The sequence below is a fragment of the Dactylosporangium sp. NPDC051087 genome, assembly GCF_055586325.1.
Genome location: NZ_JBVJIJ010000002.1, coordinates 23,999 through 46,592, shown reverse-complemented (window position 1 = coordinate 46,592; position 22,594 = coordinate 23,999). Strand labels below are relative to the sequence as shown.

At 70.2% G+C, this 22,594-nt stretch carries 25 protein-coding genes; 7 read left to right on the top strand and 18 right to left on the bottom strand.

Annotated features, from left to right (window positions below; translation table 11 throughout):
- Positions 1-428: 428 nt before the first annotated feature.
- Positions 429-1,088, bottom strand: coding sequence for an endonuclease NucS (nucS, locus tag ACZ6TV_RS03705; RefSeq protein ID WP_465295016.1), 660 nt, complete (start codon positions 1,086-1,088; stop codon positions 429-431).
- 65 nt (positions 1,089-1,153) lie between these two features.
- Between nucS and ACZ6TV_RS03700 the strand changes: the two genes are divergently transcribed.
- Positions 1,154-1,783: a DUF4126 domain-containing protein gene (locus ACZ6TV_RS03700; protein ID WP_465295014.1), complete on the top strand. Its 630-nt coding sequence runs from the start codon at positions 1,154-1,156 to the stop codon at positions 1,781-1,783.
- Positions 1,784-1,793: 10 nt separating this feature from the next.
- Here ACZ6TV_RS03700 and ACZ6TV_RS03695 read toward each other — a convergent pair whose 3' ends face one another.
- From ACZ6TV_RS03695 to ACZ6TV_RS03685, 3 genes are all read right to left on the bottom strand, one after another.
- A complete protein-coding gene (locus ACZ6TV_RS03695) occupies positions 1,794-1,919 on the bottom strand; it encodes a hypothetical protein (protein WP_465295012.1) in 126 nt (41 codons plus the stop codon).
- A gap of 713 nt (positions 1,920-2,632) precedes the next feature.
- Positions 2,633-2,776: a sigma factor-like helix-turn-helix DNA-binding protein gene (locus tag ACZ6TV_RS03690; RefSeq protein ID WP_465295010.1), complete on the bottom strand. Its 144-nt coding sequence runs from the start codon at positions 2,774-2,776 to the stop codon at positions 2,633-2,635.
- A 212-nt stretch (positions 2,777-2,988) separates the two neighbouring features.
- Positions 2,989-4,977 (bottom strand): protein meaA, encoded by a 1,989-nt coding sequence (locus ACZ6TV_RS03685; RefSeq protein ID WP_465295008.1) that lies wholly within the window; start codon positions 4,975-4,977, stop codon positions 2,989-2,991.
- A 78-nt stretch (positions 4,978-5,055) separates the two neighbouring features.
- On the opposite strand from ACZ6TV_RS03685, the gene ACZ6TV_RS03680 reads away from it, so the two are divergent.
- From ACZ6TV_RS03680 to ACZ6TV_RS03670, 3 genes are read left to right on the top strand one after another with little or no spacing between them, the layout of a single operon-like run.
- Positions 5,056-5,898, top strand: a complete 843-nt coding sequence (locus ACZ6TV_RS03680; RefSeq protein ID WP_465295006.1) for an ABC transporter ATP-binding protein — start codon at positions 5,056-5,058, stop codon at positions 5,896-5,898.
- The gene (locus ACZ6TV_RS03675; RefSeq protein ID WP_465295004.1) at positions 5,895-6,680 is read left to right on the top strand and encodes an ABC transporter permease; all 786 of its coding nucleotides are present in this window, start codon (positions 5,895-5,897) and stop codon (positions 6,678-6,680) included. The genes ACZ6TV_RS03680 and ACZ6TV_RS03675 overlap by 4 nt, the downstream gene beginning before the upstream one ends.
- Positions 6,681-6,717: 37 nt before the next feature.
- Complete coding sequence (locus ACZ6TV_RS03670; protein WP_465295002.1) at positions 6,718-8,898, top strand: ATP-binding protein; 2,181 nt, start codon at positions 6,718-6,720, stop codon at positions 8,896-8,898.
- Here the strand turns inward: ACZ6TV_RS03670 and ACZ6TV_RS03665 are convergent.
- Positions 8,883-9,734, bottom strand: coding sequence for a 3-hydroxyacyl-CoA dehydrogenase family protein (locus ACZ6TV_RS03665; RefSeq protein ID WP_465295000.1), 852 nt, complete (start codon positions 9,732-9,734; stop codon positions 8,883-8,885). The genes ACZ6TV_RS03670 and ACZ6TV_RS03665 overlap by 16 nt on opposite strands.
- An 88-nt stretch (positions 9,735-9,822) precedes the next feature.
- Between ACZ6TV_RS03665 and ACZ6TV_RS03660 the strand changes: the two genes are divergently transcribed.
- A complete protein-coding gene (locus ACZ6TV_RS03660) occupies positions 9,823-10,134 on the top strand; it encodes a hypothetical protein (protein WP_465294998.1) in 312 nt (103 codons plus the stop codon).
- Positions 10,135-10,410: 276 nt separating this feature from the next.
- Here the strand turns inward: ACZ6TV_RS03660 and murA are convergent, their stop codons facing one another.
- Complete coding sequence (gene murA, locus ACZ6TV_RS03655) at positions 10,411-11,694, bottom strand: UDP-N-acetylglucosamine 1-carboxyvinyltransferase (RefSeq protein ID WP_465294996.1); 1,284 nt, start codon at positions 11,692-11,694, stop codon at positions 10,411-10,413.
- 28 nt (positions 11,695-11,722) lie between these two features.
- Here murA and ACZ6TV_RS03650 point away from each other — a divergent pair, with 28 nt between their 5' ends.
- Positions 11,723-12,298 (top strand): cob(I)yrinic acid a,c-diamide adenosyltransferase, encoded by a 576-nt coding sequence (locus ACZ6TV_RS03650; protein ID WP_465294994.1) that lies wholly within the window; start codon positions 11,723-11,725, stop codon positions 12,296-12,298.
- On the opposite strand, the gene ACZ6TV_RS03645 is transcribed toward ACZ6TV_RS03650, so the two are convergent.
- The 10 genes from ACZ6TV_RS03645 to ACZ6TV_RS03600 all read right to left on the bottom strand — a co-directional run bounded on the left by ACZ6TV_RS03645 (position 12,295) and on the right by ACZ6TV_RS03600 (position 20,083).
- Positions 12,295-12,750 carry a DUF2550 domain-containing protein gene (locus ACZ6TV_RS03645; RefSeq protein WP_354787388.1) on the bottom strand — a complete coding sequence of 152 codons (456 nt, stop codon included), beginning with the start codon at positions 12,748-12,750 and terminating at the stop codon, positions 12,295-12,297. The genes ACZ6TV_RS03650 and ACZ6TV_RS03645 overlap by 4 nt on opposite strands.
- A gap of 16 nt (positions 12,751-12,766) precedes the next feature.
- Positions 12,767-13,051 carry a F0F1 ATP synthase subunit epsilon gene (locus tag ACZ6TV_RS03640; RefSeq protein WP_354787387.1) on the bottom strand — a complete coding sequence of 95 codons (285 nt, stop codon included), beginning with the start codon at positions 13,049-13,051 and terminating at the stop codon, positions 12,767-12,769.
- 254 nt (positions 13,052-13,305) lie between these two features.
- Positions 13,306-14,730 carry a F0F1 ATP synthase subunit beta gene (gene atpD, locus ACZ6TV_RS03635; protein ID WP_465294991.1) on the bottom strand — a complete coding sequence of 475 codons (1,425 nt, stop codon included), beginning with the start codon at positions 14,728-14,730 and terminating at the stop codon, positions 13,306-13,308.
- Entirely contained in the window at positions 14,730-15,656 is a 927-nt protein-coding gene (locus ACZ6TV_RS03630) for a F0F1 ATP synthase subunit gamma (protein ID WP_465294989.1), read from the bottom strand. The genes atpD and ACZ6TV_RS03630 overlap by 1 nt, the downstream gene beginning before the upstream one ends.
- 3 nt (positions 15,657-15,659) lie before the next feature.
- Complete coding sequence (gene atpA, locus ACZ6TV_RS03625; RefSeq protein ID WP_465294987.1) at positions 15,660-17,297, bottom strand: F0F1 ATP synthase subunit alpha; 1,638 nt, start codon at positions 17,295-17,297, stop codon at positions 15,660-15,662.
- Positions 17,298-17,338: 41 nt separating this feature from the next.
- Positions 17,339-18,157 (bottom strand): F0F1 ATP synthase subunit delta, encoded by an 819-nt coding sequence (locus ACZ6TV_RS03620; protein ID WP_465294985.1) that lies wholly within the window; start codon positions 18,155-18,157, stop codon positions 17,339-17,341.
- Positions 18,157-18,702, bottom strand: coding sequence for a F0F1 ATP synthase subunit B (locus tag ACZ6TV_RS03615; RefSeq protein WP_465294983.1), 546 nt, complete (start codon positions 18,700-18,702; stop codon positions 18,157-18,159). The genes ACZ6TV_RS03620 and ACZ6TV_RS03615 overlap by 1 nt, the downstream gene beginning before the upstream one ends.
- 40 nt (positions 18,703-18,742) lie before the next feature.
- On the bottom strand, positions 18,743-18,967 hold the full coding sequence (atpE, locus tag ACZ6TV_RS03610; protein WP_033362324.1) for an ATP synthase F0 subunit C: 225 nt from the start codon (positions 18,965-18,967) through the stop codon (positions 18,743-18,745).
- Positions 18,968-19,059: 92 nt separating this feature from the next.
- Positions 19,060-19,833 carry a F0F1 ATP synthase subunit A gene (gene atpB / locus ACZ6TV_RS03605; RefSeq protein WP_465294980.1) on the bottom strand — a complete coding sequence of 258 codons (774 nt, stop codon included), beginning with the start codon at positions 19,831-19,833 and terminating at the stop codon, positions 19,060-19,062.
- A 34-nt stretch (positions 19,834-19,867) separates the two neighbouring features.
- Positions 19,868-20,083 carry an AtpZ/AtpI family protein gene (locus ACZ6TV_RS03600; protein ID WP_344510316.1) on the bottom strand — a complete coding sequence of 72 codons (216 nt, stop codon included), beginning with the start codon at positions 20,081-20,083 and terminating at the stop codon, positions 19,868-19,870.
- Positions 20,084-20,426: 343 nt separating this feature from the next.
- Here ACZ6TV_RS03600 and ACZ6TV_RS03595 point away from each other — a divergent pair, with 343 nt between their 5' ends.
- The gene (locus ACZ6TV_RS03595) at positions 20,427-20,765 is read left to right on the top strand and encodes a hypothetical protein (RefSeq protein ID WP_465294977.1); all 339 of its coding nucleotides are present in this window, start codon (positions 20,427-20,429) and stop codon (positions 20,763-20,765) included.
- Between the two features lie 161 nt (positions 20,766-20,926).
- Here the strand turns inward: ACZ6TV_RS03595 and ACZ6TV_RS03590 are convergent, their stop codons facing one another.
- Both ACZ6TV_RS03590 and ACZ6TV_RS03585 read right to left on the bottom strand, forming a co-directional pair.
- Entirely contained in the window at positions 20,927-21,325 is a 399-nt protein-coding gene (locus ACZ6TV_RS03590) for a hypothetical protein (RefSeq protein WP_465294975.1), read from the bottom strand.
- Positions 21,322-22,572: a serine hydroxymethyltransferase gene (locus ACZ6TV_RS03585; RefSeq protein WP_465294973.1), complete on the bottom strand. Its 1,251-nt coding sequence runs from the start codon at positions 22,570-22,572 to the stop codon at positions 21,322-21,324. The genes ACZ6TV_RS03590 and ACZ6TV_RS03585 overlap by 4 nt, the downstream gene beginning before the upstream one ends.
- Between the last annotated feature and the right edge of the window lie 22 nt (positions 22,573-22,594).

Here is a 22,594-nt window from a genome sequence, read left to right as displayed (position 1 = left end):
GGCGGCCCGCGCGGCTGGGGCTCATGCCCGACAAATCCGAAATGTCACCCACAGCCGAGACCACCACGGCCATCCGACGGCGGGTCGGCCTAACCCATGATCCGGAAGAGTTGCTGTCGCCAGAGCAGCAAAATGCCTTCCGGATCATGAGAAGCAACCAGCCATTCGGCGACCGAACGGGATTGCCCGTGATCCGGTAGAGATTTCGTCGCTCTGGCGACCATAAGTCTTCCGGATCATGGAAAGCGCGGCGGCGAGCCACCGGGGATGGCACGCGGATGCGTAGGAAGCTGCCGCGCGCCTTGCGCGCTGGCAGTGCGTCGCGGAGCGGCGCATTGGAGGGTCCGGGGGTGAGAATCCCCCCGGCGGGACCCGCGCGGAGCGTGGGGCAGCGAGCCAATCGCCGAAGGCGACACAGCGGGTAACTGTTAGAACAACGTGAGTTCGTCCTTGGTCATGCCGCGGAGGGTGTCGTAGTCGAGGACCACGCAGCGGATGCCCCTGTCCTCGGCGAGGACTCTTGCCTGGGGCTTGATCTCCTGGGCGGCGAAGATGCCGCGGACCGGGGCGAGCAGCGGGTCGCGGCCGAGGAGCTCCAGGTAGCGGGTGAGCTGCTCGACGCCGTCGATCTCGCCGCGGCGCTTGATCTCGACGGCGACGGAGGCGCCCTGGGCGTCCTTGCAGAGCAGGTCGACCGGGCCGATGGCGGTCATGTACTCGCGGCGCACGAGCGTGAAGCCCTCGCCCAGGGTGTGCGGGTGGGTCGCGAGCAGGACCTGCAGGTGGGCCTCGACACCGTCCTTGACCAGGCCTGGGTCGATGCCGAGCTGGTGGGCGCCGTCGTGCAGGATCTCCTCGACGGTGATCTGCAGCTCCTCACCGCCCTTGTTGACCACGCGCCAGAGACCCGGGGACTCCTCGAGGCGGCAGGGCGGGGTCATCCACATCAGCGGCTTGTATCCGCCGGTGTCGGAGTGCACGAGCACCGACCCGTCGGACTTGACCATGATGAGGCGGATGGCGGGCGGCAGGTGGGCCGTGAGCCGGCCGATGTAGTCGACCGAGCACTTGGCGATGACGAGACGCACGCGCGACAGCCTAGCCCGGCGGTGACCACAGCGCCGAAGTGGCGTGTCGATGTCATGCTTGGGGCGTGTTGGAGTCATTGACGGGCCTCGGCCTGGCCACGTCGGCCGGGCTCAACGCCTACATCCCGTTGCTCGCCATCGGCGTGCTGGCGAGGTACACCGATCTCATCACGCTGCCGGGCAACTGGTCGTGGATGGAGAACGGGTGGACGCTCGCGATCGTCGCGGTGCTGCTGGCGATCGAGTTCGTCGCCGACAAGGTGCCGGTGGTCGACCATGTCAACGACGTGATCCAGACGTTCGTGCGGCCGACGGCGGGCGGGCTCGCGTTCGGTGCGGCGTCGAGCTCCGAGACGGTGACGGTGACCGATCCGGGCTCGTTCTTCAGCAGCAACCAATGGGTGCCGATCGTGGTGGGCGGGGCGATATCGCTCGGCGTGCACGGGATGAAGGCCGCGTCCAGACCGGTGATCAACGCCAGCACGGCGGGCTTCGGCGCGCCGGTGGCGAGCGTCATCGAGGACGTCGCGAGCGTCGCGATGTCGCTGGTCGCGATCATCCTGCCGGTGCTGGTGCTGGGCTTCGTCGTGCTGCTGTTCGTGGCGTTCTGGTGGATGATGCGGCGCCGGAAGCGGCGCAAGGAGGAGAAGGCCGCGGCCAGGTGGGCGCAGTCGCAGGGCTACCGGCCCACCTGACCGCGGCGGTTCACCACTGCACGCCGGACAGCAGGGCGGTGACGATCGGGAGCACGGACTCCGGCGGTGTCGGCAGCTCCGGTTGCGGCAGCGGGTCGGCGGGTCCTCCGGTCTGGTTCGTGACCAGGATCGACACGGCCCGGCCGCCCCGCTGCGCGCACCGCAGGTCCCAACCGGGACGGTCAGGCCCAGCGCCGGGCGGACCGCGTCGTCGACCCGGCCGCAGGACGGCATGACCTCGACCAGCCGCTCGCACGCGAGCCTCATGGTGGGTTCGGCCTGCGTGCAGCTCTTCTGCGGGCCGGCCGACAGGTCCGTGCAGCGTTCGAGGCCCTGACACCCCGACGTGGCGTCCATGCCGCGCGGCCAGACCGTGACCACCAGGGTGCCCGCGCGCCCGCCGACGACGATGCCGGCCCGGGTCTGGGTGACGGTGCCCCCGTCGGCGGGCAGTTCGATGTGCGGCGGTGGTCCCGCCCAGCGCGCCCCTTCCGGTCGCAGCCAGTTGCGCATCGCGTCGTCGATGAAGTGGTCCGGGTCCGGCCGCACGTACTCCCCGCCGGACGGCCCGACGCTGACTTCCGGAGCCCTGAAAGAGGAGGCGGGCGGCACGCCCACCCGGTTGGCGCGGTCCTCGCGTGGCAGCAGGAGCAGCGGCGAGAAGGCGGCGAACTCCGCCAGCGCGGCGAGGCCGTTCACGCCGGCGCGCAGCAGCCGCCGCTGGCCCGTCTTGCGGCGGACGATCGCGTCCACGTCGGCGCGGGACGGCGGCGGCGTGCCGATCAAGTCGTCGAACAGTTGCTGCGTCATCGGGGCCCCTCGATGCGGAGAGATCGTTCGGCCGCCGGGTCATCGCTGGTCCCCCGACGCGGCGAGCTGGCGCAGCGCCTCCAGGGCGCGCGCGGACCGGCTCTTGACGGTGCCGGTGGAGATGCCGAGCAGCTCGGCGGTCTCCTCGACGGAATGGTTGAGATAGAAGCGCAGCACGAGCACCGCGCGCCTTGGCCCAGTGCCAGTACAGCTTGCCGACCATGATCGAGACCAGGTCGTCGGCGGCGTGCCAGTCGCGGCAGAGCAGAAACGCGGTGCGGCGCCAGCGGTCCATCCGCGCGGCCACGAAGTCGCGGAACCCGTCGTCATGAGCCATCGGCCTCCCCCACTCTCCGCGCTACGACGGAGCGGACCGGGGAACGGTTGCACGCCGCTCAGACGGGCAGCTTGTGAGCCTCCCGTACGACGGTGACCAGCTCGTCGACGACGTCGGTGATCGCGAAGTCCTTCGGGGTGAAGACGCGGGCCACCCCGGACGCCCGCAGCACGGCGGCGTCCTCGGGCGGGATGATCCCGCCGACCACCACCGGCAGGTCGTCGAGCCCTTCGGCGCGCAGGCCCGCCAGTACCGACGCGACCGCCGCCAGGTGCGAACCCGACAGGACCGACAGGCCCACGAGGTCGACGTCCTCCTCGACGGCCGCCGCGACGATCTGCGCCGCGGTGAGGCGGATGCCCTGGTACACGACCTCGAAGCCGGCGTCGCGCGCGCGGACGGCGATCTGCTCGGCACCGTTGGAGTGCCCGTCGAGGCCGGGCTTGCCGACCAGCATCCGCAGCCGGCCGGCGCCGATCTCCTCGGCGGTGCGCCGGACCCGTTCGCGGACCGCGACCAGCGCGGTGCCGGGCGCGGCGGCGCTGACGGCGGCGGTCAGGCCGGTGGGTGCCCGGTACTCGCCGAAGACCTCGCGCAGCACGGCCGCCCACTCGCCGGTGGTCACGCCGGCGCGGACGCAGCCGAGGGTGGCCTCCATGAGGTTCCCGGTGCCGGCCGCGACCTGGCGCAGCTCGGCCAGCGACGTTTCGACGTCCGCGTCGGTACGACCGGCGCGCCACTCGGCCAGCGACGCGACAGCGGCGGCCTCGACGGCGGGGTCGATCTGCTCGATCGCGGCGGCGCCGGCGGCGACCAGCGGCGACGGCTCGGTCTCGGGGAAGCGGTTGACGCCGACCACGACGTCCTCGCCGCGCTCCATCCGGCCGCGCCGCTCGGCGAGCGAGGCGACCAGGGCGCTCTTGAGGTAGCCGGACTCGACGGCGGCGACGACACCGCCCATGTCCAGGACCCGGTCGAGCTCGGCGGTCGCGCCGGCCACGAGGTCGCCGACGAGGGCGGTCATGACGTGCGAGCCCTCGAACAGGTCGGGGTATTCGAGCAGGTCGGACTCGAAGGCGAGGACCTGCTGCATGCGCAGCGACCACTGCTGGTCCCACGGCCGGGGCAGGCCGAGCGCCTCGTTCCACGCCGGCAGCTGCACGGCGCGGGCCCGGGCGTCCCGGGACAGCGTGACGCCGAGCATCTCCAGCACGATGCGCTGGACGTTGTTCTCCGGCTGCGACTCGGTGAGGCCGAGACTGTTGACCTGCACGCCGTAGCGGAAGCGTTTCGCCGACCGGTCGGTGATGCCGTACCGGTCGGTCAGCAGCCTGTCCCAGAGCAGGCCGAACGCCCGCATCTTCGCGGTCTCCTCCACGAAGCGGACGGAGGCGTTGACGAAGAACGAGATCCTGGCCGCGACGGCGGCGAAGTCGTCCACCTGCCCCGAGTCGCGCACCGAGTCCAGGACGGCGATCGCGGTGGACAGCGCGAACGCCAGCTCCTGCACGGGCGTCGCGCCGGCCTCCTGCAGGTGGTACGAGCAGATGTTGACCGGGTTCCACTTCGGGCAGTTCGCCACGGTCCACGCGATCGTGTCGGTGGTCAGGCGCAGCGACGGCCCGGGCGGGAAGATGTGGGTGCCCCGCGACAGGTATTCCTTCACGATGTCGTTCTGCGTGGTGCCGGACAGCGCGGCCAGCGGCGCACCCTGCTCGCGCGCCACCGTCACGTACAGGCCGAGCAGCCACATCGCGGTGGCGTTGATGGTCATCGAGGTGTTCGCGAGACCGAGGTCGATGCCGTCGAACAGCGTGCGCATGTCGCCGAGGTGCGAGACCGGCACGCCGACCCGGCCGACCTCACCGCGGGCGAGCTCGGCGTCGGGGTCGTAGCCGGTCTGCGTGGGCAGGTCGAACGCGACCGAGAGGCCGGTCTGGCCCTTGCCGAGGTTGCGCCGGAACAACGCGTTGGAGGCGGCCGCCGATGAGTGGCCGGCATAGGTGCGCATGACCCATGGGCGGTCGCGTTCGGGGAGCTTCGCCATAGCTGCACCTTACTGAACGGTAATTTGGAGAGGGCGGTGAAAATCCTCACCGGAGGACCCGTGCCTATAGTGAACGCCGTGACGGATGCGATCACCGTGCGCGGACTCCACAAGCGGTACCGGGGACATGTCGCCGTCGATGGCGTCGACCTCGATGTGCGCAGCGGTGAGGTGTTCGCCCTCCTCGGCCCGAACGGTGCGGGCAAGACGACCACGGTGGAGATCCTCGAAGGGTTCCGCAAGCGCACGTCCGGCGAGGCGGCCGTCCTCGGCGTCGACTCGCAGCACGGCGACGCGGCGTGGCGGCAGCGGGTCGGCATCGTCCTGCAGAGCACCGGCGAGTTCGACGACCTGACGGTGCGCGAGGTCGTGCATCATTTCGCGCTGTACTACCGCAACGCCGACGACCCGGACGCCGTCATCGAGCGGGTCGGGCTCGCGGACAAGCGCGGCGCCCGGACCCGGATCCTGTCCGGCGGGCAGAAGCGCCGCCTCGACGTGGCGCTCGGCATCATCGGCCGGCCCGAGCTGCTGTTCCTCGACGAGCCGACGACCGGCTTCGACCCGGAGGCGCGCCGCGAGTTCTGGGGCCTGATCCGGGCGCTCGCCGCGGCCGGCACCACGATCCTGCTCACCACCCACTACCTGGACGAGGCCGAGACCCTCGCCGACCGGGTGGGCGTGCTCGTCGGCGGCAAGCTCATCGCCGTGGACACCCCCGCGCGGCTCGGCAACCGCGGCACCTCGGCGGCGACCGTCGCCTGGGACGAGCCCGACGGGCCGCGCCAGGAGCAGACCGACACCCCGACCGAGGTCGTGGCCCGGCTCGCCGCGCGGTTCGGCGGCGAGGTGCCCGGCCTGACCGTCACCAGACCCAGCCTCGAGGACGTGTACCTGCGGATGATCGGCGCCGGCGAATGACCACGTTGCGGCTCGGCCTCGCCCGCGGCGGGCTGGAGATCAGGCAGTTCCTGCGCAGCCGGGAGTCGGTGATCTTCACGCTGTTCTTCCCGCTGCTGCTGCTCGTCATCTTCGGGTCGGTCTTCGACGCCGAGATCGCGCCCGGCGTGTCGTTCACCCAGTACTTCGCGGCGGGCATGATCGCCGCCGGGCTGCTGACCACGGGCTTCCAGTCCCTGGCGATCCAGATCCCGATGGAGCGCGAGAAGGGCATCCTGAAGCGGCTGCGGGGCACGCCGATGCCGCGGACCGCGTACTTCATCGGCAAGGTCGTCATGGTCCTGGCGATCGGCGCGGCGGAGACCCTGGTGCTGCTGGTGACCGCGGCGGCCTTCTACGACCTGCCGCTGCCCTCGACCGCGCAGAAATGGGCGACGTTCGCCTGGGTGGCGGGGCTCGGGATCAGCGCCTGCACGCTGTGCGGGATCGCGTTCTCCTCGCTCGCCCGCACCGGGCGCGGCGCGCCGGCGGTCGTGACCCCCGTGGCGCTGGTGCTGCAGTTCATCTCCGGCGTCTTCTTCCAGTACACGAGCATCCCCGACTGGATGCGCAGCATCGCGTCGCTGTTCCCGCTGAAATGGATGACGCAGGGCATGCGCTCGGTGTTCCTGCCGGACTCGTTCGCGGCGCGGGAGGTCGGCGGGTCCTGGGCGCTCGGGCACGTCGCGATCGCCCTCGGCGCCTGGGTCGTCATCGGGCTGGTGCTGTGCATCTTCACCTTCCGCTGGACCGACCGGGGGTAGTTCCTCTCAGGGTCGCCCGGCGGCCGCCGATCAGGTCATGGTGATGGGTCGGCTGGCCAGAACGGTCGGGCATGCCGGCACGGCCGGCATCCTGGCGATCCTGGCCGTCCTCGCCCTCGGGCTGGCCGCGTCCTGGCACGCCGCCGACTCGCTGCGCCGCAACCAGCTGGCCCGCGCCAACGCCGTCATGGACCGCGACACGTCGCTCGCCGAGGCGGCCGTGCGCACCGAGATCCACCGGTACCTCGACACGCTGCGCACCATCGCCGCGGCCATCGGGGCGCACGAGTCGCTGACCTTCGACGACTTCGCCACGACCACCGCACCGTTGCGCGACGCCCGCCTGCCCGGTGCCACCTCGATGGTGTTCGTCGTGCCGGCGCAGGACGCGCAGCTCGGCGACGTCGAACGGTACTGGCGCGACCGCGGCGTCACCGGCCTCGACCTGACCGCGAAGGGCAGCGGGCGGGAGCACCTCTTCGTGATCTTCTCCCGGCCGCTGGACGGCGCGCCCGGCACGACGGCCGGCACCGACCTGTCCCAGTCCGCCGAGCCGACCGCCGCGCTCAACGAGGCCCGCCGCTCCGGCACCACGGCCGTCTCCGACACCTACGTGCTGCTGCGGGACCGGTCCCAGCCCGTCGCGCAGCAGCAGCTCTCGTTCGCGCTCGCGGCTCCCGTGTACGGCAACCCGACGCCCGCCGGCACGAAGACGTTCAAGGGCTGGGTCGTCTTCGGCCTGCGCGGCCAGAGCTTCGTCGGCGGGGTCCTGGAGCACGCCACCCAGGGCAAGGTCGACGCCGACCTGTGGGCCGGCAACGGCGGCGGGCAGGACACCCGCGTCGCGTCGCTGCACCGGATCGCCGACCCGGACCTGCGCCGGGAGGTGACGATCCCGATCGCGAACCGGCAGTGGCGGCTCACCACCGCCGCCGACGCCGACCGGCTCGCCGGGCTGACCGGACCCGCCAGCACCGCCCCGCTCGCGATCGGCGCCGGCGGCACGACGCTGACCCTGCTGGTCGTGTTCATGCTGTGGGCCCTCGCCGGCGGGCGGGCCCGCGCCGAGGCCCGGGTCGTCGCCGCCACCGCCGAGCTGCGCGACGCCGAGCGCACCGCCCGGCGGCAGGTGGCGCTGCTCAACGGCATCCTCGACCGGATCAGCGACGGCGTCGGCGTGATCGACGAGCAGGGCACGTTCCTGGTGCACAACCCGGCGGCCAAGGCGATGCTCGGTGTCGATCACGACGCCGGCGGCGTGGACCGCTGGCAGGCGCACTACGGCATCTTCCGGCCCGACGGCGTGACCGAGTTCCCCGCCGGGGAGCTGCCTCTGGTGCGCGCGCTGGCCGGCGAGTCGACCGACCGCGTCGAGATGGTCATCCGCAACCCCGCCCGGCCCGAGGACACGCTGCTGTCGGTCAGCGGGCGGCCGCTCGACGTCGACGGACGCCGCGGCGCCATCGCCGTGTTCCACGACATCACCCAGGAACGGGAACGCGAAGGTGACCTGCGGGCCTTCGCCGGGATCGTCGCGCACGACCTGAAGAACCCGCTGACCGTCATCGCCGCGCACGCCGAGATGGCGCGGGACATCCTGGAGCCGATCCTCGCGGACTCGGGTCCTGCCCGGGAGGCCGGCGCCAGCGTCGAACGGGTCAGCGCCGGGGTCGTGCGGATGCGGCGGCTCATCGACGACCTGCTGGCCTACACCACCGCCCGCGACGCCGCCCTCAGGACCGCCCCGCTGGACCTGGCCGCGCTGGTCGCGGAGGTCGTCGGCGACCGGGTGAACCACCTCGCCGCCCAGCCGGACATCTACGTCGGCCCGCTGCCGTGGGTCGAGGCGGACCCGGCGCTGCTGCGGCACGTGCTGGACAACCTGGTCGGCAACGCGCTCAAGTACGTGCAACCGGGCCGGATGCCGAAGGTCGACGTCAGCGCGTCACCGGCCGGCGCGGGCTGGGTCCGGGTCGAGGTCGCCGACCGGGGCATCGGCGTGCCCGACGCCGACAAGCCCTACGTCTTCGAGTCGTTCCACCGCGCGCACGCCGGCCAGGCGTACGGCGGCACCGGCCTCGGCCTGGCCATCTGCCGCCGGGTCATCGACCGGCACGGCGGCTCGATCGCCGTCGAGGACAACCCCGGCGGCGGGAGCCGCTTCAGCTTCACGCTGCCGGGGACGTCCGTCGCGGCGGGCGTTCACGAGTACTCGTAGAAGCCCTTCCCCGTCTTGCGGCCCAGGTCGCCGGCGACGACCATCCTGGCCAGCAGCTCCGGCGGGAAGAACTTCGCGTCGGCGGTGTCCGTGTGGATGTTCTTCGCGGCGTGGTACAGCACGTCGACGCCGGTCAGGTCCGTGGTGGCGAGCGGCCCCATCGCGTGGCCGAAACCGAGCTTGCAGGCCAGGTCCAGGTCCTCGGCGCTGACCACGCCGCTCTCCACCAGCTGCACGGCCTCGACGACCAGCGCGGCGATGAGCCGGGTGGTGACGAACCCGGCGACGTCGCGGTTGACCACGATGCAGGTCTTGCCGATCTCCTCGGCGAAGCTCCGGGCGGTGGCCAGCGTCGCGTCGCTGGTCTTGTACCCGCGGACCAGCTCGCACAGCTTCATGACCGGCACCGGGCTGAAGAAGTGCGTGCCGACGACCTGCTCGGGGCGCTGCGTCGCGGTCGCGATCTGCGTCACCGGGATCGCGGACGTGTTCGTCGCCAGCACGGCGTCGGCCCGGCAGATCTTGTCCAGCGTGCCGAACAGCTCCTGCTTGACGTCCAGCCGCTCGAACACCGCCTCCACCACGATGTCCGCGTCCGCCGCCGCGTCCAGGTCCGTGGTCGTGGTGATCCTCGCGAGGGCCTGCTGCACGTCGTCCTCGGCGATCACGCCCTTGCTCGCGAACTTGGTCAGCGACTTCTCGATGCCGTCGACACCGCGCCGGGTCGCCTCGCCGGTCAGGTCCCGCAGCGTCACCTCCCACCCGGCCTGCGCGGCGACCTGGGCAATGCCAGACCCCATCAGCCCCGCTCCGATGACCGCCAGTCGACCCGCCATGTGACTCCCTTTCGCATCGTCTCGACCCGCTGACCTTATCCGGCTCCGAAGGGTGATCATCTAGTGGCAGACTGTCAGCGTGGCCCTCATGTACCTCGCAGGATGGGCGGCGTCCGCCGGAGCACTCGCCACCCTGATCCTGATCATCCGGCTGCTCCGCATCGGCGAACGACGGGTCGGCCCCCCGGGCGTCCACTTCGCCTCCCCCGGGACCGCCCCGGACTACGGCCTGCTGCGCTCGGTGTCCCTGATCGGTGACCTGGCGTTCGCCCGTGACGTCCGGGACCGCCTCCGCCGCAACGGTGTCCGGGCCACCCTCGCCACCGGCCACGACGGCATGGTCCGCGTCCTCGTCTTCGCCGACGAGTACGACCGCGCCCGGCTGTTGCTGGCACAGTAACTAGCTGCCCCACGCTCCGCGCGGGTCCCGCCGGGGGGATTCTCACCCCCGGAGCCCCCAATGCGCCGCTCCGCGACGCACTGCCAGCGCGCAGAGCGCGCGGCAGCTTCCGACGCATCCGCGTGCCATCCGGTGGCTCGCCGCCGTGCTTTCCATGATCCGGAAGACTTATGGTCGCCAGGGCGACGAAATCTTTACCGGATCATGAGTCACACCGACCGACCGCCGGCTGGACTGACTGGTCTCAATGATCCGGGGTCGCGGGTGGGTGGTCGGTTAGAAGTCGAACTGGTCGGGGGGTGCGACCGCGCGTTCGACCTCGACGCCGAGGCCGCGGAGATCAGACTCGAAGCTCGGGTAGCCGCGGTCGATGTGGTGCACGTGGCGGATCTCGGTGACGCCGTCGGCGCAGAGGCCGGCGATCGCGAGGCCGGCGCCCGCACGGATGTCGGTGGCGGTGACCGGGGCGCCCGAGAGGCGTTCGACGCCGCGGACCACGGCGTGGTGGCCGTCGGTGCGGATGTCGGCGCCGAGGCGGGACATCTCGTTGATGAACATGAAACGGCCGTCGAAGATGTTCTCCGTGACGAGGGACGAGCCCTCACTGACGGAGGCGAGGCCGACCGCCATCGGCAGCAGGTCGGTGGCGAAGCCCGGGAACGGCAGGGTGACCACGTCGACCGCGCGCGGGCGGTCTGCCATGCGGACGCGGAACGAGTCGGCGGACGTGTCGACCTGGCCGCCGGCGGTGGCGACCTTGTCCAGCGCGATCTCCAGGAAGCTCGGGTCGATGCCGTGCACGGTGACGTCGCCGCGGGTCATGGCGGCGGCGAAGGCCCAGGTGCCGGCGACGATGCGGTCGCCGACGGTGCGGTGCTCGACGGGATTCAGCGAAGCGACGCCCTCGACGACGAGGCGGGAGGAGCCGGCGCCGGAGATGTCGGCGCCCATGTCGATGAGCATGCGGCAGATGTCGACGATCTCCGGCTCGCGGGCCGCGTTGTCGATCTCGGTGCGGCCGTTGGCCAGGACCGCCGCCATGAGCAGGTTCTCGGTGGCGCCGACGCTCGGGAAGTCGAGCCAGATGGTGGCGCCGTGCAGCTTCGGGGCGGTGGCGATGACGAAGCCGTGCTCGCCGGAGATGTCGGCGCCCATGCGGCGCAGGCCCTCAACGTGCATGTCGAGGCCGCGGGAGCCGATGGCGTCACCGCCGGGGTGCGCGACGCGCACGTGCCCGCAGCGGGCCAGCAGCGGACCCAGGACGCAGATCGAGGCGCGCAGGCGGCGCACGAGGTCGTAGTCGGCCTCGGTGCCGAGCTGCTCGGGCACGTCGATGGTGACGCGGTCCTCGTCCTGCTCGACGTCGCAGCCCAGCCGGCGCAGCACCTCCGCCATGATGGCGATGTCGGTGATGCGGGGCACGTTGGTGAGCGTCGAGCGCCCGGTCGCCAGCAGGGCGGCGGCCATGAGCTTCAAGGCCGAGTTCTTCGCGCCGACGACCGACACGTCTCCGGCGAGCCTGGCGCCGCCCATCACACGGATCACGTCCACGTCGGTCATCGTAGGGGCATTCCGTACGGTGAAGGCCATGGCCATTCATCTCACCCGCATCTACACGAAGACCGGCGACACCGGCACGACCGGATTGGGCGACTTCTCCCGGGTGCCGAAGACCCATCCGCGCATCGGCGCGTACGCAGACGTCGACGAGGCCAACTCGGCGATCGGGGTGGCCGTGGCGATGGGCGGGCTGGCCGATGAGCTGCGCACGGTGCTGACCGTCGTGCAGAACGACCTGTTCGACGTGGGCGCCGACCTGTGCAACCCGGTCACGGACGACCCGGAGTACCCACCGCTGCGGGTCACCGAGGAGTACCTGACGCGCCTCGAGGGCTGGTGCGACGACTTCAACGAGCGGCTGCCGAAGCTCGACTCGTTCATCCTTCCGGGTGGCACCCCGGGCGCGGCGCTGCTCAACGTGGCCAGGACGGTGACCCGCCGGGCGGAGCGCAGCGCGTGGGCGCTCATGGAGGTCGACGCCGAGCACACGAACGAGCTGGCTGTGAAATACCTCAACCGGCTGTCGGATCTGCTGTTCATCCTCGGCAGGATCGCCAACCCCGACGGCGACGTGAAGTGGGTGCCGGGCGCGAACCGCGTCTAGTTGGTGCGGTAGCGATACGGCCGCGTCTCCGGGGTCGACTCACCCGGGGGCGCCGCCTCGACCCAGGACAGGAACCCGGTCAGCGCCCGCTCCGCCATCGCGATCTCGACGGGCGACTGGCGGCTGACGCACCGCACGATCACCCAGTCGGGCGGGAGCACGAGCAGCTCGGCCGGATCGGGGCTGCGGCGGCGGTCGACGGAGAGCCCACGCCGGGAAAGCACCCGGCGTGGGCCCGGCCAGAAACTGAAGATGCGATACCACCGCAGATCGTCGCCGGCGAACCGGGCGAGGCCCGCGGACCAGCCCCTGCCGGGCACCATGGTGCTCAGCCGGACCCCGAGCTCGATCGTGCCGCCCTGACGGGCGATGACCACGCGGCGCAGGAAGAGCAGTGCCAGCGCGGCGAGCAGGATGAGGACCCCGATGCCGATTCCCTCGACGATCCTCACCGACGCCGCCCGCCGGTCAGTGCGCGGCTTGCGCGGACGCGGGGGTGCAGGTCTCCGCGAGCACCGTCACCCCGGTCGCCGTGACGGAGAGGAACCCGCCCGAGACGTCGAAGGCGATCTCCTGCCCACCGGAGTGCTTGATGCGCACCTGACCGGGCTCGGCGAGCTGGCCGAGGAGCGGCGCGTGGCCGGGAAGCACACCGAGCTCGCCCTCCGTCGTGCGCGCCATGACCATGTCGGCGTCACCGGACCAGACTTTTTCCTCGACGGCTACGAGCTCGACGTGCAGCTGCCTCGCCACGCTAGTTACTCCTCGTGTGCGCGATTGGTTTTGCCGAGTGTAGTCAATGATCCGACGCGGCGAGCAGTGGGCCTCACCACGTTGGCACGACTCCTGAAATGCCGATGAAGTGCGGTCGGCGAATCGGCAGAAGGACGGTGTACAACACTTCAGAGCGTGACGCACGTCACGCCATCGTGATGCGGAGTTTGCTGAAAAACAGCGGAAAGGGCGCCCCGCGACAGCGGGGCGCCCTTTCCGATCAGATCACTTCGTCACTTCATGAGCTCGTGCGCGTTGCGCTCGAGGTCCTCGAGCCCACCGCACATGAAGAAGGCCTGCTCGGGGAAGTGGTCGTACTCACCCTCGGAGATCTTCTTGAACGACTCGATCGTCTCCTTGAGCGGGACGGTCGAACCGGGGACGTTGGTGAACTGCTCCGCCGCGTAGGTGTTCTGCGACAGGAACCGCTCGATGCGCCGGGCGCGGCCGACCGTGACCTTGTCCTCTTCGGACAGCTCGTCCATACCGAGGATGGCGATGATGTCCTGCAGGTCCTTGTACTTCTGCAGGATCCGCTGCACCTCACGGGCGACCGTGTAGTGCTCGAGGCCGACGTACTCCGGCGCGAGAATGCGCGAGGAGGACGCCAGCGGGTCGACGGCCGGGTAGATGCCCTTGTCCGAGATCGACCGCTCGAGGTTGGTCGTCGCGTCCAGGTGGGCGAACGTGGTGGCCGGCGCCGGGTCGGTGTAGTCGTCGGCGGGCACGTAGATCGCCTGGAGCGAGGTGATGGCCTTGCCCCGGACGGAGGTGATGCGCTCCTGCAGCTGACCCATCTCGTCGGCCAGGGTCGGCTGGTAGCCGACGGCGCTCGGCATACGGCCGAGCAGCGTCGAGACCTCCGAGCCGGCCTGCGTGAACCGGAAGATGTTGTCGATGAAGAGCAGCACCTCCTGGTTCTGCACGTCACGGAAGTACTCCGCCATGGTCAGCGCGGCCAGGGCGACCCGCAGACGGGTGCCGGGCGGCTCGTCCATCTGGCCGAAGACCAGGGCGGTCTTGTCCAGGACGTTGCCCTCGGCCATCTCCAGGATGAGGTCGTTGCCCTCACGGGTGCGCTCGCCGACGCCGGCGAACACCGAGGTGCCACCGAAGTTCCGGGCGACCCGGATGATCATCTCCTGGATCAGAACGGTCTTGCCGACGCCGGCACCACCGAACAGGCCGATCTTGCCACCGCGCACGTACGGCGCGAGCAGGTCGAGCACCTTGATGCCGGTCTCCAGCATCTCGGTCTTCGGCTCGAGCTCGGCGTACGCGGGAGCCTTGCGGTGGATCTCCCAGCGCTCGTTGATCTCGAGCTTCGACTCGTCGGCGTTGAGCACCTCGCCGAGGGCGTTGAACACGTGGCCCTTGGTGATGTCACCGACGGGCACCGAGATGCCGGAGCCGGTGTCGCTCACCTCGGCGCCGCGGACGAGACCGTCCGTCGGCTGCATGGAGATGGCGCGCACCAGGTTGTCACCGAGGTGCTGCGCGACCTCCAGCGTCAGCTTCTTGGTGCCCTCGGAGAGGGTCACCTCGACGTTGAGCGCGTTGTAGATGTCGGGCATGGCGTCGCGCGGGAACTCGGCGTCGACGACCGGGCCGATGACCCGGACGACGCGGCCGACCGCGGTCTTCGCTGGTGCAGTCATCACACATCACTTCCCGCCGCCGCCAGCGCGTTGGCGCCGCCGACGATCTCACTGATCTCCTGGGTGATCGCCGCCTGCCGCGCGGAGTTCATCTCGCGCGTGTACCGCTTCAGCAGGTCGTCGGCGTTGTCTGAGGCGCTCTTCATGGCGCGCCGGCGGGCCGCCGACTCACTCGCCGCCGAGTCCAGCAACGCCGCGAAGATCCGCGTGTTGATGTACTTCGGCAGGAGCGCCTCGAGCAGCTCCTCGGCCTCCGGCTCGAACTCGTACGCCGGCAGCGGCCCTGCGACCTGCTGCTCCTCGACCTCCATCGGAGCGACGATGCGCGCGATGGGGGTCTGCGTCATGAGCGAGCGGAACTCGGTGTGGACCATGTACAGCTCGTCGACACCGTAGATGCCGTCGGGGCCGGGGCCGTCCGCCGTGTCGTCCGCGCCGTTGACGAACGCCTGGATCAGGGTCTCGCCGATCTCCCGCGCGTTCTCGAAGCGCGGCTGCTCGGAGAAGCCCGTCCAGCTGCCCGCGATCTCGCGACCGCGGAACCGGTAGTACGCCACGCCCTTGCGCCCGGAGACGTAGAGCGCGACCTGCTTGCCGTCGGCGCGCAGACGCGCGATGAGCTGCTCGGTCTGGCGGATCGCGTTGGCGTTGTAGCCGCCGCAGAGTCCGCGGTCGCTGGTGACCAGCAGGACCCCGGCCCGGCGGACCGGGTTGCGGGGCACCAGCAGCGGGTGGTCGACGTTGGTGTTGGTCGCCAGTGCCGTCAGCACGCCCGTGATCGCCTCGGCGTAGGGGCGCGATGCGGCGACCCGCTCCTGCGCCTTACCGATGCGGCTCGTGGCGACGAGCTCCTGCGCCTTGGTGATCTTCTTGGTCGACTTGACCGTGCGGATCCTCCGGCGCAGTGCCTGTACCTGACCGGCCATGGCTCAGCCCGACTTCCGGACCTGGCGGGTGACGGTCTCGCGAGCCTGCTCACCCTGCAGCGCCTTGGCCGGGGCCTCGTTGACCGGCGCGTCCGCGCCCTTGGCCGTGAAGCTCTGCTTGAAGTGCTTGATCGCCTCGGTCAGACCGTCGATCGCGTCCTGCGGCAGCTTCTTCGACTCGGCGATGCCGGCGATGAGCTCCTTGCGGTTGCTGCGCAGGTACTGCAGGAACTCGCTCTCGAAGCGGCGGATCTCGCTGACCGGCACGTCGTCGAGCTGGCCGGTGGTGCCGGCCCACACCGAGACGATCTGGTCCTCGACCGCGAACGGGGAGAACTGCGGCTGCTTGAGCAGCTCGACCAGGCGGGCGCCCTTGTCCAGCTGGGCCCGCGACGCCTTGTCCAGGTCGGACGCGAACGCCGAGAAGGCCTCCAGCTCGCGATACTGCGCGAGGTCCAGCCGCAGGCGGCCGGCGACGTCCTTCATGCCCTTGACCTGGGCGGAGCCGCCGACGCGGGACACCGAGGTGCCGACGTTGATGGCGGGACGCACACCCTGGTTGAACAGGTCGGACTCGAGGAAGACCTGACCGTCGGTGATCGAGATGACGTTGGTCGGGATGTAGGCCGAGATGTCGTTGGCCTTGGTCTCGATGATCGGCAGACCGGTCATCGAGCCGCCGCCGAGCTCCTCGGACAGCTTCGCGCAGCGCTCCAGCAGCCGGGAGTGCAAGTAGAAGACGTCACCCGGGTAGGCCTCGCGGCCCGGCGGGCGGCGCAGCAGCAGCGACACGGCGCGGTAGGCCTCGGCCTGCTTCGTCAGGTCGTCGAAGACGATCAGGACGTGCTTGCCGCCATACATCCAGTGCTGGCCGATGGCCGAGCCGGCGTAGGGGGCCAGGTACTTGAAGCCGGCCGGGTCGGACGCCGGGGAGGCGACGATGGTGGTGTACTCCATCGCGCCCTGCTCCTCGAGGATGCCCTGGGTCGCGGCGATCGTCGAGGCCTTCTGGCCGATGGCGACGTAGATGCAGCGGACCTGCTTCTTCGGGTCGCCGGACTTCCAGTTGTCGCGCTGGTTGATGATCGTGTCGAGCGCGACCGTGGTCTTGCCCGTCTTACGGTCACCGATGATCAGCTGGCGCTGGCCCCGGCCGATGGCGGTCATGGCGTCGATCGCCTTGATGCCGGTCTGCAGGGGCTCCTTGACGGGCTGGCGGGCCATGACGTTGGGCGCCTGGAGCTCAAGCTCACGGAAGCCCTCGTTGGCGATCTCGCCACGGTCGTCGATCGGCTCGCCGAGCGGGTTGACCACGCGGCCCAGGAAGGCGTCGCCGACCGGGACCGAGAGCACGCGGCCGGTCCGCTTGACCTGCTGACCTTCCTCGATGCCCTCGAAGTCGCCCAGGACGACGACACCGATCTCGCGGACGTCAAGGTTGAGCGAGACGCCGAGCGTGCCGTCCTCGAACTCGAGCAGCTCGTTGGCCATCGTCGAGGGGAGACCCTCGACCTGGGCGATACCGTCGCCGGCGTACGAGACGACGCCGACCTCCTCGCGGGAGATCCGTGAATCAACGGACGACACGTAGCGCTCGAGTGCGCCCCGAATGTCGTCCGAGGAGATGGTCAGCTCGGCCATTCCTCAACCTTCTATCTGGAAGTGAATCAAGCTTCGGGGATTTAGTTGGCGAGTGCCGTCTTCGCCTCGGCGAGCCGACGCGACACCGTGCCGTCATACAGGTCCGAACCGACCTTGACCCGCACGCCACCGAGGATGCGCGGATCGACGTCGATCTTCAGGGCGACCTGCCGGCCATACACCTGGGCGAGCCGGTCGGCCAGGCGCTGCTCGTCGGCCTCGGTCAGCGGGACCGCGGTCGTCACATAGGCCACCGAGTGGTCGCGCTGCTTCGCGGCCAGCTCGATCAGCCGGGTGAGCGAGCTCTCGAAGCCCCGGCCGCCGAACCCGGCGGCCGCCAGCTCCGCCAGCCGCGCCGTCGCCGGCTTGGCCTTGGTGCCGAGCAGGTCCTGGATGAGCTGGACCCGTGCCGCCAGCGGCGACGTGGAGTCGGCGAGCGCCGCGGCGAGGCGGGAGTCGCCGGAGACGACCTGGCCGAACCGGAAGAGCTCGTCCTCGACGTCGGCGAGGTCGCCGGCGCGGTCGGCGCCGGAGAGCAGCGCGGTGACCCCGAGCAGCTCGACGCCGTCCAGGAGCGCACCGGGCCCGGACCAGCGGCCCGTGACCAGAGCCGCGAGGATGTCGAGGGCCTCGTCGCTCACCTTGCCCGTCAGGACGGAGCGAAGGAGTGCGGCGTGGTCCTCGCCGGAGCGACCCGGGTCCGCCAGGGCCCGGCGCAGCCGCCGCTCACGCCCGAGCAGACCGGCGACCGCGAGGATCTCCTCGGCGGTCGCGCTGATCCGCTGAACGTCAGCGCTCGCCGCGAATGCGGCGAGCTTGTCGGCAGCGGCCCCGTAGGACTCCCGGTTGATGGTGTCCATCAACGCCGCCCTGCGGTGCCGGCAGGACTGTCACCGATCTCGTCGAGGAACCGCTCGACCGTGCCACGGCGGCGGGCCTCCTCTTCGAGGGACTCCCCGACGATCCGGCCGGCGAGGTCGACCGCGAGCGAGCCGATCTCGGCGCGCAGCTGGCGGACGATGGTCTGCCGCTCGGTCTGCAGGGCCTCGCGGCCCGCCGCGATGATGCGGTCGCTCTCCTCACGGGCCTTCGCGAGGATGTCCTCACGGATGCCCGTGGCGTCGGCGCGCGCCTCGTCACGGATGCTGGCCGCCTCGGTGCGGGCCTCGGCGAGCTGCTGCTTGTACTGCTCCAGCAGCCGGTTTGCCTCGGCCTGCGCCTCCTCGGCGCGCTTGATGCCACCCTCGATCGCGTCGACCCGTGCGCGGAAGGTCTCCTCCATGCGGGGGAAGACGAACTTCATCAGCACGAAGCAGAGGATGCCGAAGGCGATCAGGCCGACGACGATCTCCTGCCAGATCGGGATGATCGGGTTGTGCTCTGCCCCTTCTGCGAGGAACAGCATGGGAAACCTCCCGCTCTAAATGTTGGTGGAGGCGGGGGGCTTACTTGAAGACGAAGCCGAAGGCGATACCCAGCAGGGCGAGCGCCTCGACCACGGCGAAGCCGAGGAACATGTACGTACGGGTCAGGCCGGCCGACTCGGGCTGACGGGCCGTCGCCTGGATGTAGGACGCGAAGACGATACCCACGCCGATGCCGGGGCCGATCGCGGCGAGGCCGTAGCCGATGGCGCTGAGGCTGCCGTTGACTGCTGCCAGGTGGTCCATGTGGAATTCCTCCTGAGATCTCGCGTGACGTTCACGCGGGACAACTGAAAAAGGTGGTGCCGTTCGCTATCGAAAGCGGGGGGATATGCGGCTCAGTGCTCGTCGGCGAGGACGCCGGCGAGGTAGTTGGCCGTCAGCAACGTGAAGACGTATGCCTGCAGCGCCGCGATCAGCAGCTCGAAGAACGTGAGGCCGATCGTCATCGCCCATGAGACCAGCGAGATCGGCTTGAGGAAGAAGCTCTCCGCGTTGAGCAGCGCGAAGCCGCCGAGCGTGAAGACCAGCAGCAGCATGTGCCCGGCGAACATGTTGGCGAACAGACGCAGGGCGAGCGTGACCGGCTGGAGGACGAAGGCCTGCAGGAACTCGATCGGGATCAGCAGGAACTGCATGTACCACGGGGCGGGCAGGAAGACGGCGTGCTTGATGTAACCGGCGAAGCCGTGCTTCTTGAAGCCCTGGTACAGATACAGCACGTAGGTGCACAGCGCCAGGGCCGTCGGGAACGCGATGTGCGCCATCGGCGAGACCTGGATGAACGGGATGATCGAGAAGACGTTGCCGACCAGGATGAAGACGAACAGCGACGCGAGATACGGCGCGAAACGCAGCCCCTCGTGTCCGATGACGTCCTTGGCGACACCCTCCCGCACGAAGCCGTAGATCGATTCCGCGAGCCACTGCTTCTTGGTCGGGACGATCTTGGGGTCGCGGTAGGACACCAGGAAGTAGATGAGCACCAGCGCGACGGCCAGCCACAGGAAGAGGCTGAACTTCGTCAGCCACTCCACACCGAACAGGTGGGGCGGGAAGATGTCTTCCACGCTGGGCGGGAAAGGCGTCTCCGCCAGAACCAGACCGCTCACCACGTCCCTCTCGTTTATCAATTCAACCGATGCGTCAGGCGCCGAGGCGCTTGACCACCAGGTAGATGCCACCAGCGGCGCCGAGCACACACCCGATCGCGGTGATGATGCCTCCGGCGTTGAGCCACTCGTCGATCAGCCAGCCGACGAAGCCCCACACGGCGATGCCCGAGATGAGGTATCCGACGGCGGCCCAACCTTCGTTGGCGCCACTCGATCCGGACTGCTTGGGTGTCTGGTTACCGGCCATGACGCGGTGACCATATCAGCCTGCCGGGGGCACCCGTGCATCGACCCCCGCGTGCTCGTCGCGCGGGGGTTGCTCTAAGGGCCGGGTGCCATCAACCGACGGCCGTCAACGTTACTACGCCTAACGCTTGGCGAACGTCAACTACACGACTGATGCGTGAGTGAATGTTGCGCACGGTCACCCCCAGAGGGTTAGCTGAACGCTCAGGATAACAATGCGTGTGGGAGTGATGACCTTGCGCAACACCGTCATCGCGTTTTTCTTGATTCTCACAGCCGTGGTGATCACGAAGACCGGCGGCGAAAGCCGGCCGAGCGCGGCCTCCGGCGGCGGGAGCGGCCGCGTGGTGTGTTCGGTTTCACCGCAGCGCCCGGCGGAGAAGGACGGCAGGATCGTCGCCGCGGCGCAGTTCCGCTGCGACTCCCCCGGCCCCGACGGGCTCACCGTCACCGTGCACCTGCAGCGCGCCGACGGCGGCGGCTGGACCACCGTGGCCAAGGACACCTTCGTCAGCAACTCGGTCTACACGACCCGCGAGGAGTCCGCGGAGTCCAGGACCCGGCGGGTGAGCGCCGCCTGCGCGGCCGGCACGTTCCGCACCCTGGTCCAGGCGTCCGTGTTCGACGCCAAGCGCAGCACCCCGCTGTCGGAGGAGAGCGGGGTGCGGAAGAACCCCTGTTAAGGCGTGTTTGGTCAGTGGATGCCGGGCTGCGGCGGGCCCAGACGCCGCCTGGAACCACGCCGGTCACACCTGGATACAACACCGGTATCCAGGCGCGCCCGACGCGGCCCCAGCCGACGCCTGGACCTCGCCTCGCTCCGACCCCACTGACCAAACACGCCTTAAGACGGCTCGATCTCGACGTAGGGGATCTTCGCCCGCCAGACCCAGACGGCCTGCGCGGCGACCCACACCAGCGTGCCGGCGATCACCGTCGCGCCCAGCCACGGCAGCCCGCCCCAGCCGGTCTCCGCGACGATCCACATGACCACACCGATGATCGCGAACTTCAGGATGTACGTGCCGAGCGCCACCGGCATGAGCATGTGCCTGGCCTTCAGGTCGGTCACCGCGATGATCAGGCTGGACGCCGTGTAGCTCAGCGCGACCAGCCCCAGACCGGCGAGGGCGCCGAGCGCGCCGTCGGCGCCGTCGCGCCAGCCGCCCAGGGGCGCGGCGACCACGAGCAGGATGCCCATCGCGACCAACGCAGTGGGCAGGTGCTGCAGCCGCTTCCTCATGATGGAGCAGGATACGCGGGGAACCGCCCGACGAGGTCGGTCACCCGGTCGCCGACCTGCTCGCCGCGGATCGCGGCGCCGATCAGCGACGCGATCTCGGCCATCTCCGCCTCGCCCATCCCCTGCGTGGTGACCGAGGGCGTGCCGACCCGCACCCCGGAGGCGGTCATCGGCTTCTCCGGGTCGTACGGGATGGCGTTCTTGTTGAGCGTGATCCCCGCCGCGTCGCAGCGCTCCTCCGCGTCGCGGCCGGTGATCCCCAGCCCGCGCAGGTCGATGAGGGCGAGGTGGGTGTCGGTGCCGCCGGACACCGGGCGCATCCCCTGCGCCGAAAGGCCCGCGGCGAGCGCCCGCGCGTTGCGCACGACCTGCGCCGCATAGTCCGCGAAGGCCGGCTGGGCGGCCTCGTGCAGCGCGACCGCCTTCGCCGCGACCGCGTGCATCAGCGGCCCGCCCTGCGTGAACGGGAAGACCGCCTTGTCGATGCGCTGCGCGAGCGCCTCCCGGCACAGCAGCATGCCGCCGCGGGGGCCGCGCAGCACCTTGTGCGTGGTGCAGCTGACCACGTCGGCGTGCTCGACCGGCGACGGGATCGCCTTGCCGGCGACCAGGCCGATGAAGTGCGCCGCGTCGACCATGAGGTAGGCGCCGACCTCGTCGGCGATCGCGCGGAAGCGGGCGAAGTCGATGAGGCGCGGGTAGGCGGTGGCGCCGCAGATGATCATCGCGGGCCGGTGGGCGAGGGCGAGGTCGCGCACCTCGTCGTAGTCGATCAGCTCGTCCTCGCGGCGCACCGGATACCCCACGGTGTTGAACCACTTGCCAGAGAAGTTGACCTTGCTGCCGTGGGTGAGGTGCCCGCCGTGCGGCAGCTCCATCGCCAGGACGGTGTCGCCGGGCATGAGCAGTGCCGCGTATGCGGCGAGGTTGGCGCTCGCGCCGCTGTGCGGCTGCACGTTGGCGTGCTCGGCGCCGAACAGCGCCTTGGCCCGCTCGATCGCGAGCTCCTCGGCCCGGTCGACGGCCGCGCAGCCGCCGTAGTAGCGGCGGCCCGGATAGCCCTCCGCGTACTTGTTGGTCAGCGTCGAGCCGAGCGCGGCGAGGACCGCCGGCGACGTGAAGTTCTCGCTCGCGATGAGCTGCAGGCCGCCGCGCAGGCGTCGCAGCTCGTCGAGGACGACGTCCGCGATCTGCGGGTCGGTCTCGCGGAGCGCGTCGAAGTCCGGCCCCCAGTAGGTGTCGCCCATGAAAACGAGTCTAGGGGGCATC

Coding starts and splice junctions, on each gene's coding strand:
- ACZ6TV_RS03685 (WP_465295008.1), bottom strand. CDS start 4,977: ATGGCGAAGCTCCCCGAACGCGACCGCCCATGGGTCATGCGCACCTAT.
- ACZ6TV_RS03675 (WP_465295004.1), top strand. CDS start 5,895: ATGACCACGTTGCGGCTCGGCCTCGCCCGCGGCGGGCTGGAGATCAGG.
- ACZ6TV_RS03670 (WP_465295002.1), top strand. CDS start 6,718: ATGGTGATGGGTCGGCTGGCCAGAACGGTCGGGCATGCCGGCACGGCC.
- ACZ6TV_RS03665 (WP_465295000.1), bottom strand. CDS start 9,734: ATGGCGGGTCGACTGGCGGTCATCGGAGCGGGGCTGATGGGGTCTGGC.
- ACZ6TV_RS03660 (WP_465294998.1), top strand. CDS start 9,823: ATGTACCTCGCAGGATGGGCGGCGTCCGCCGGAGCACTCGCCACCCTG.
- murA (WP_465294996.1), bottom strand. CDS start 11,694: ATGACCGACGTGGACGTGATCCGTGTGATGGGCGGCGCCAGGCTCGCC.
- ACZ6TV_RS03650 (WP_465294994.1), top strand. CDS start 11,723: ATGGCCATTCATCTCACCCGCATCTACACGAAGACCGGCGACACCGGC.
- atpD (WP_465294991.1), bottom strand. CDS start 14,730: ATGACTGCACCAGCGAAGACCGCGGTCGGCCGCGTCGTCCGGGTCATC.
- ACZ6TV_RS03630 (WP_465294989.1), bottom strand. CDS start 15,656: ATGGCCGGTCAGGTACAGGCACTGCGCCGGAGGATCCGCACGGTCAAG.
- atpA (WP_465294987.1), bottom strand. CDS start 17,297: ATGGCCGAGCTGACCATCTCCTCGGACGACATTCGGGGCGCACTCGAG.
- ACZ6TV_RS03620 (WP_465294985.1), bottom strand. CDS start 18,157: ATGGACACCATCAACCGGGAGTCCTACGGGGCCGCTGCCGACAAGCTC.
- ACZ6TV_RS03615 (WP_465294983.1), bottom strand. CDS start 18,702: ATGCTGTTCCTCGCAGAAGGGGCAGAGCACAACCCGATCATCCCGATC.
- atpE (WP_033362324.1), bottom strand. CDS start 18,967: ATGGACCACCTGGCAGCAGTCAACGGCAGCCTCAGCGCCATCGGCTAC.
- ACZ6TV_RS03600 (WP_344510316.1), bottom strand. CDS start 20,083: ATGGCCGGTAACCAGACACCCAAGCAGTCCGGATCGAGTGGCGCCAAC.
- ACZ6TV_RS03590 (WP_465294975.1), bottom strand. CDS start 21,325: ATGAGGAAGCGGCTGCAGCACCTGCCCACTGCGTTGGTCGCGATGGGC.
- ACZ6TV_RS03585 (WP_465294973.1), bottom strand. CDS start 22,572: ATGGGCGACACCTACTGGGGGCCGGACTTCGACGCGCTCCGCGAGACC.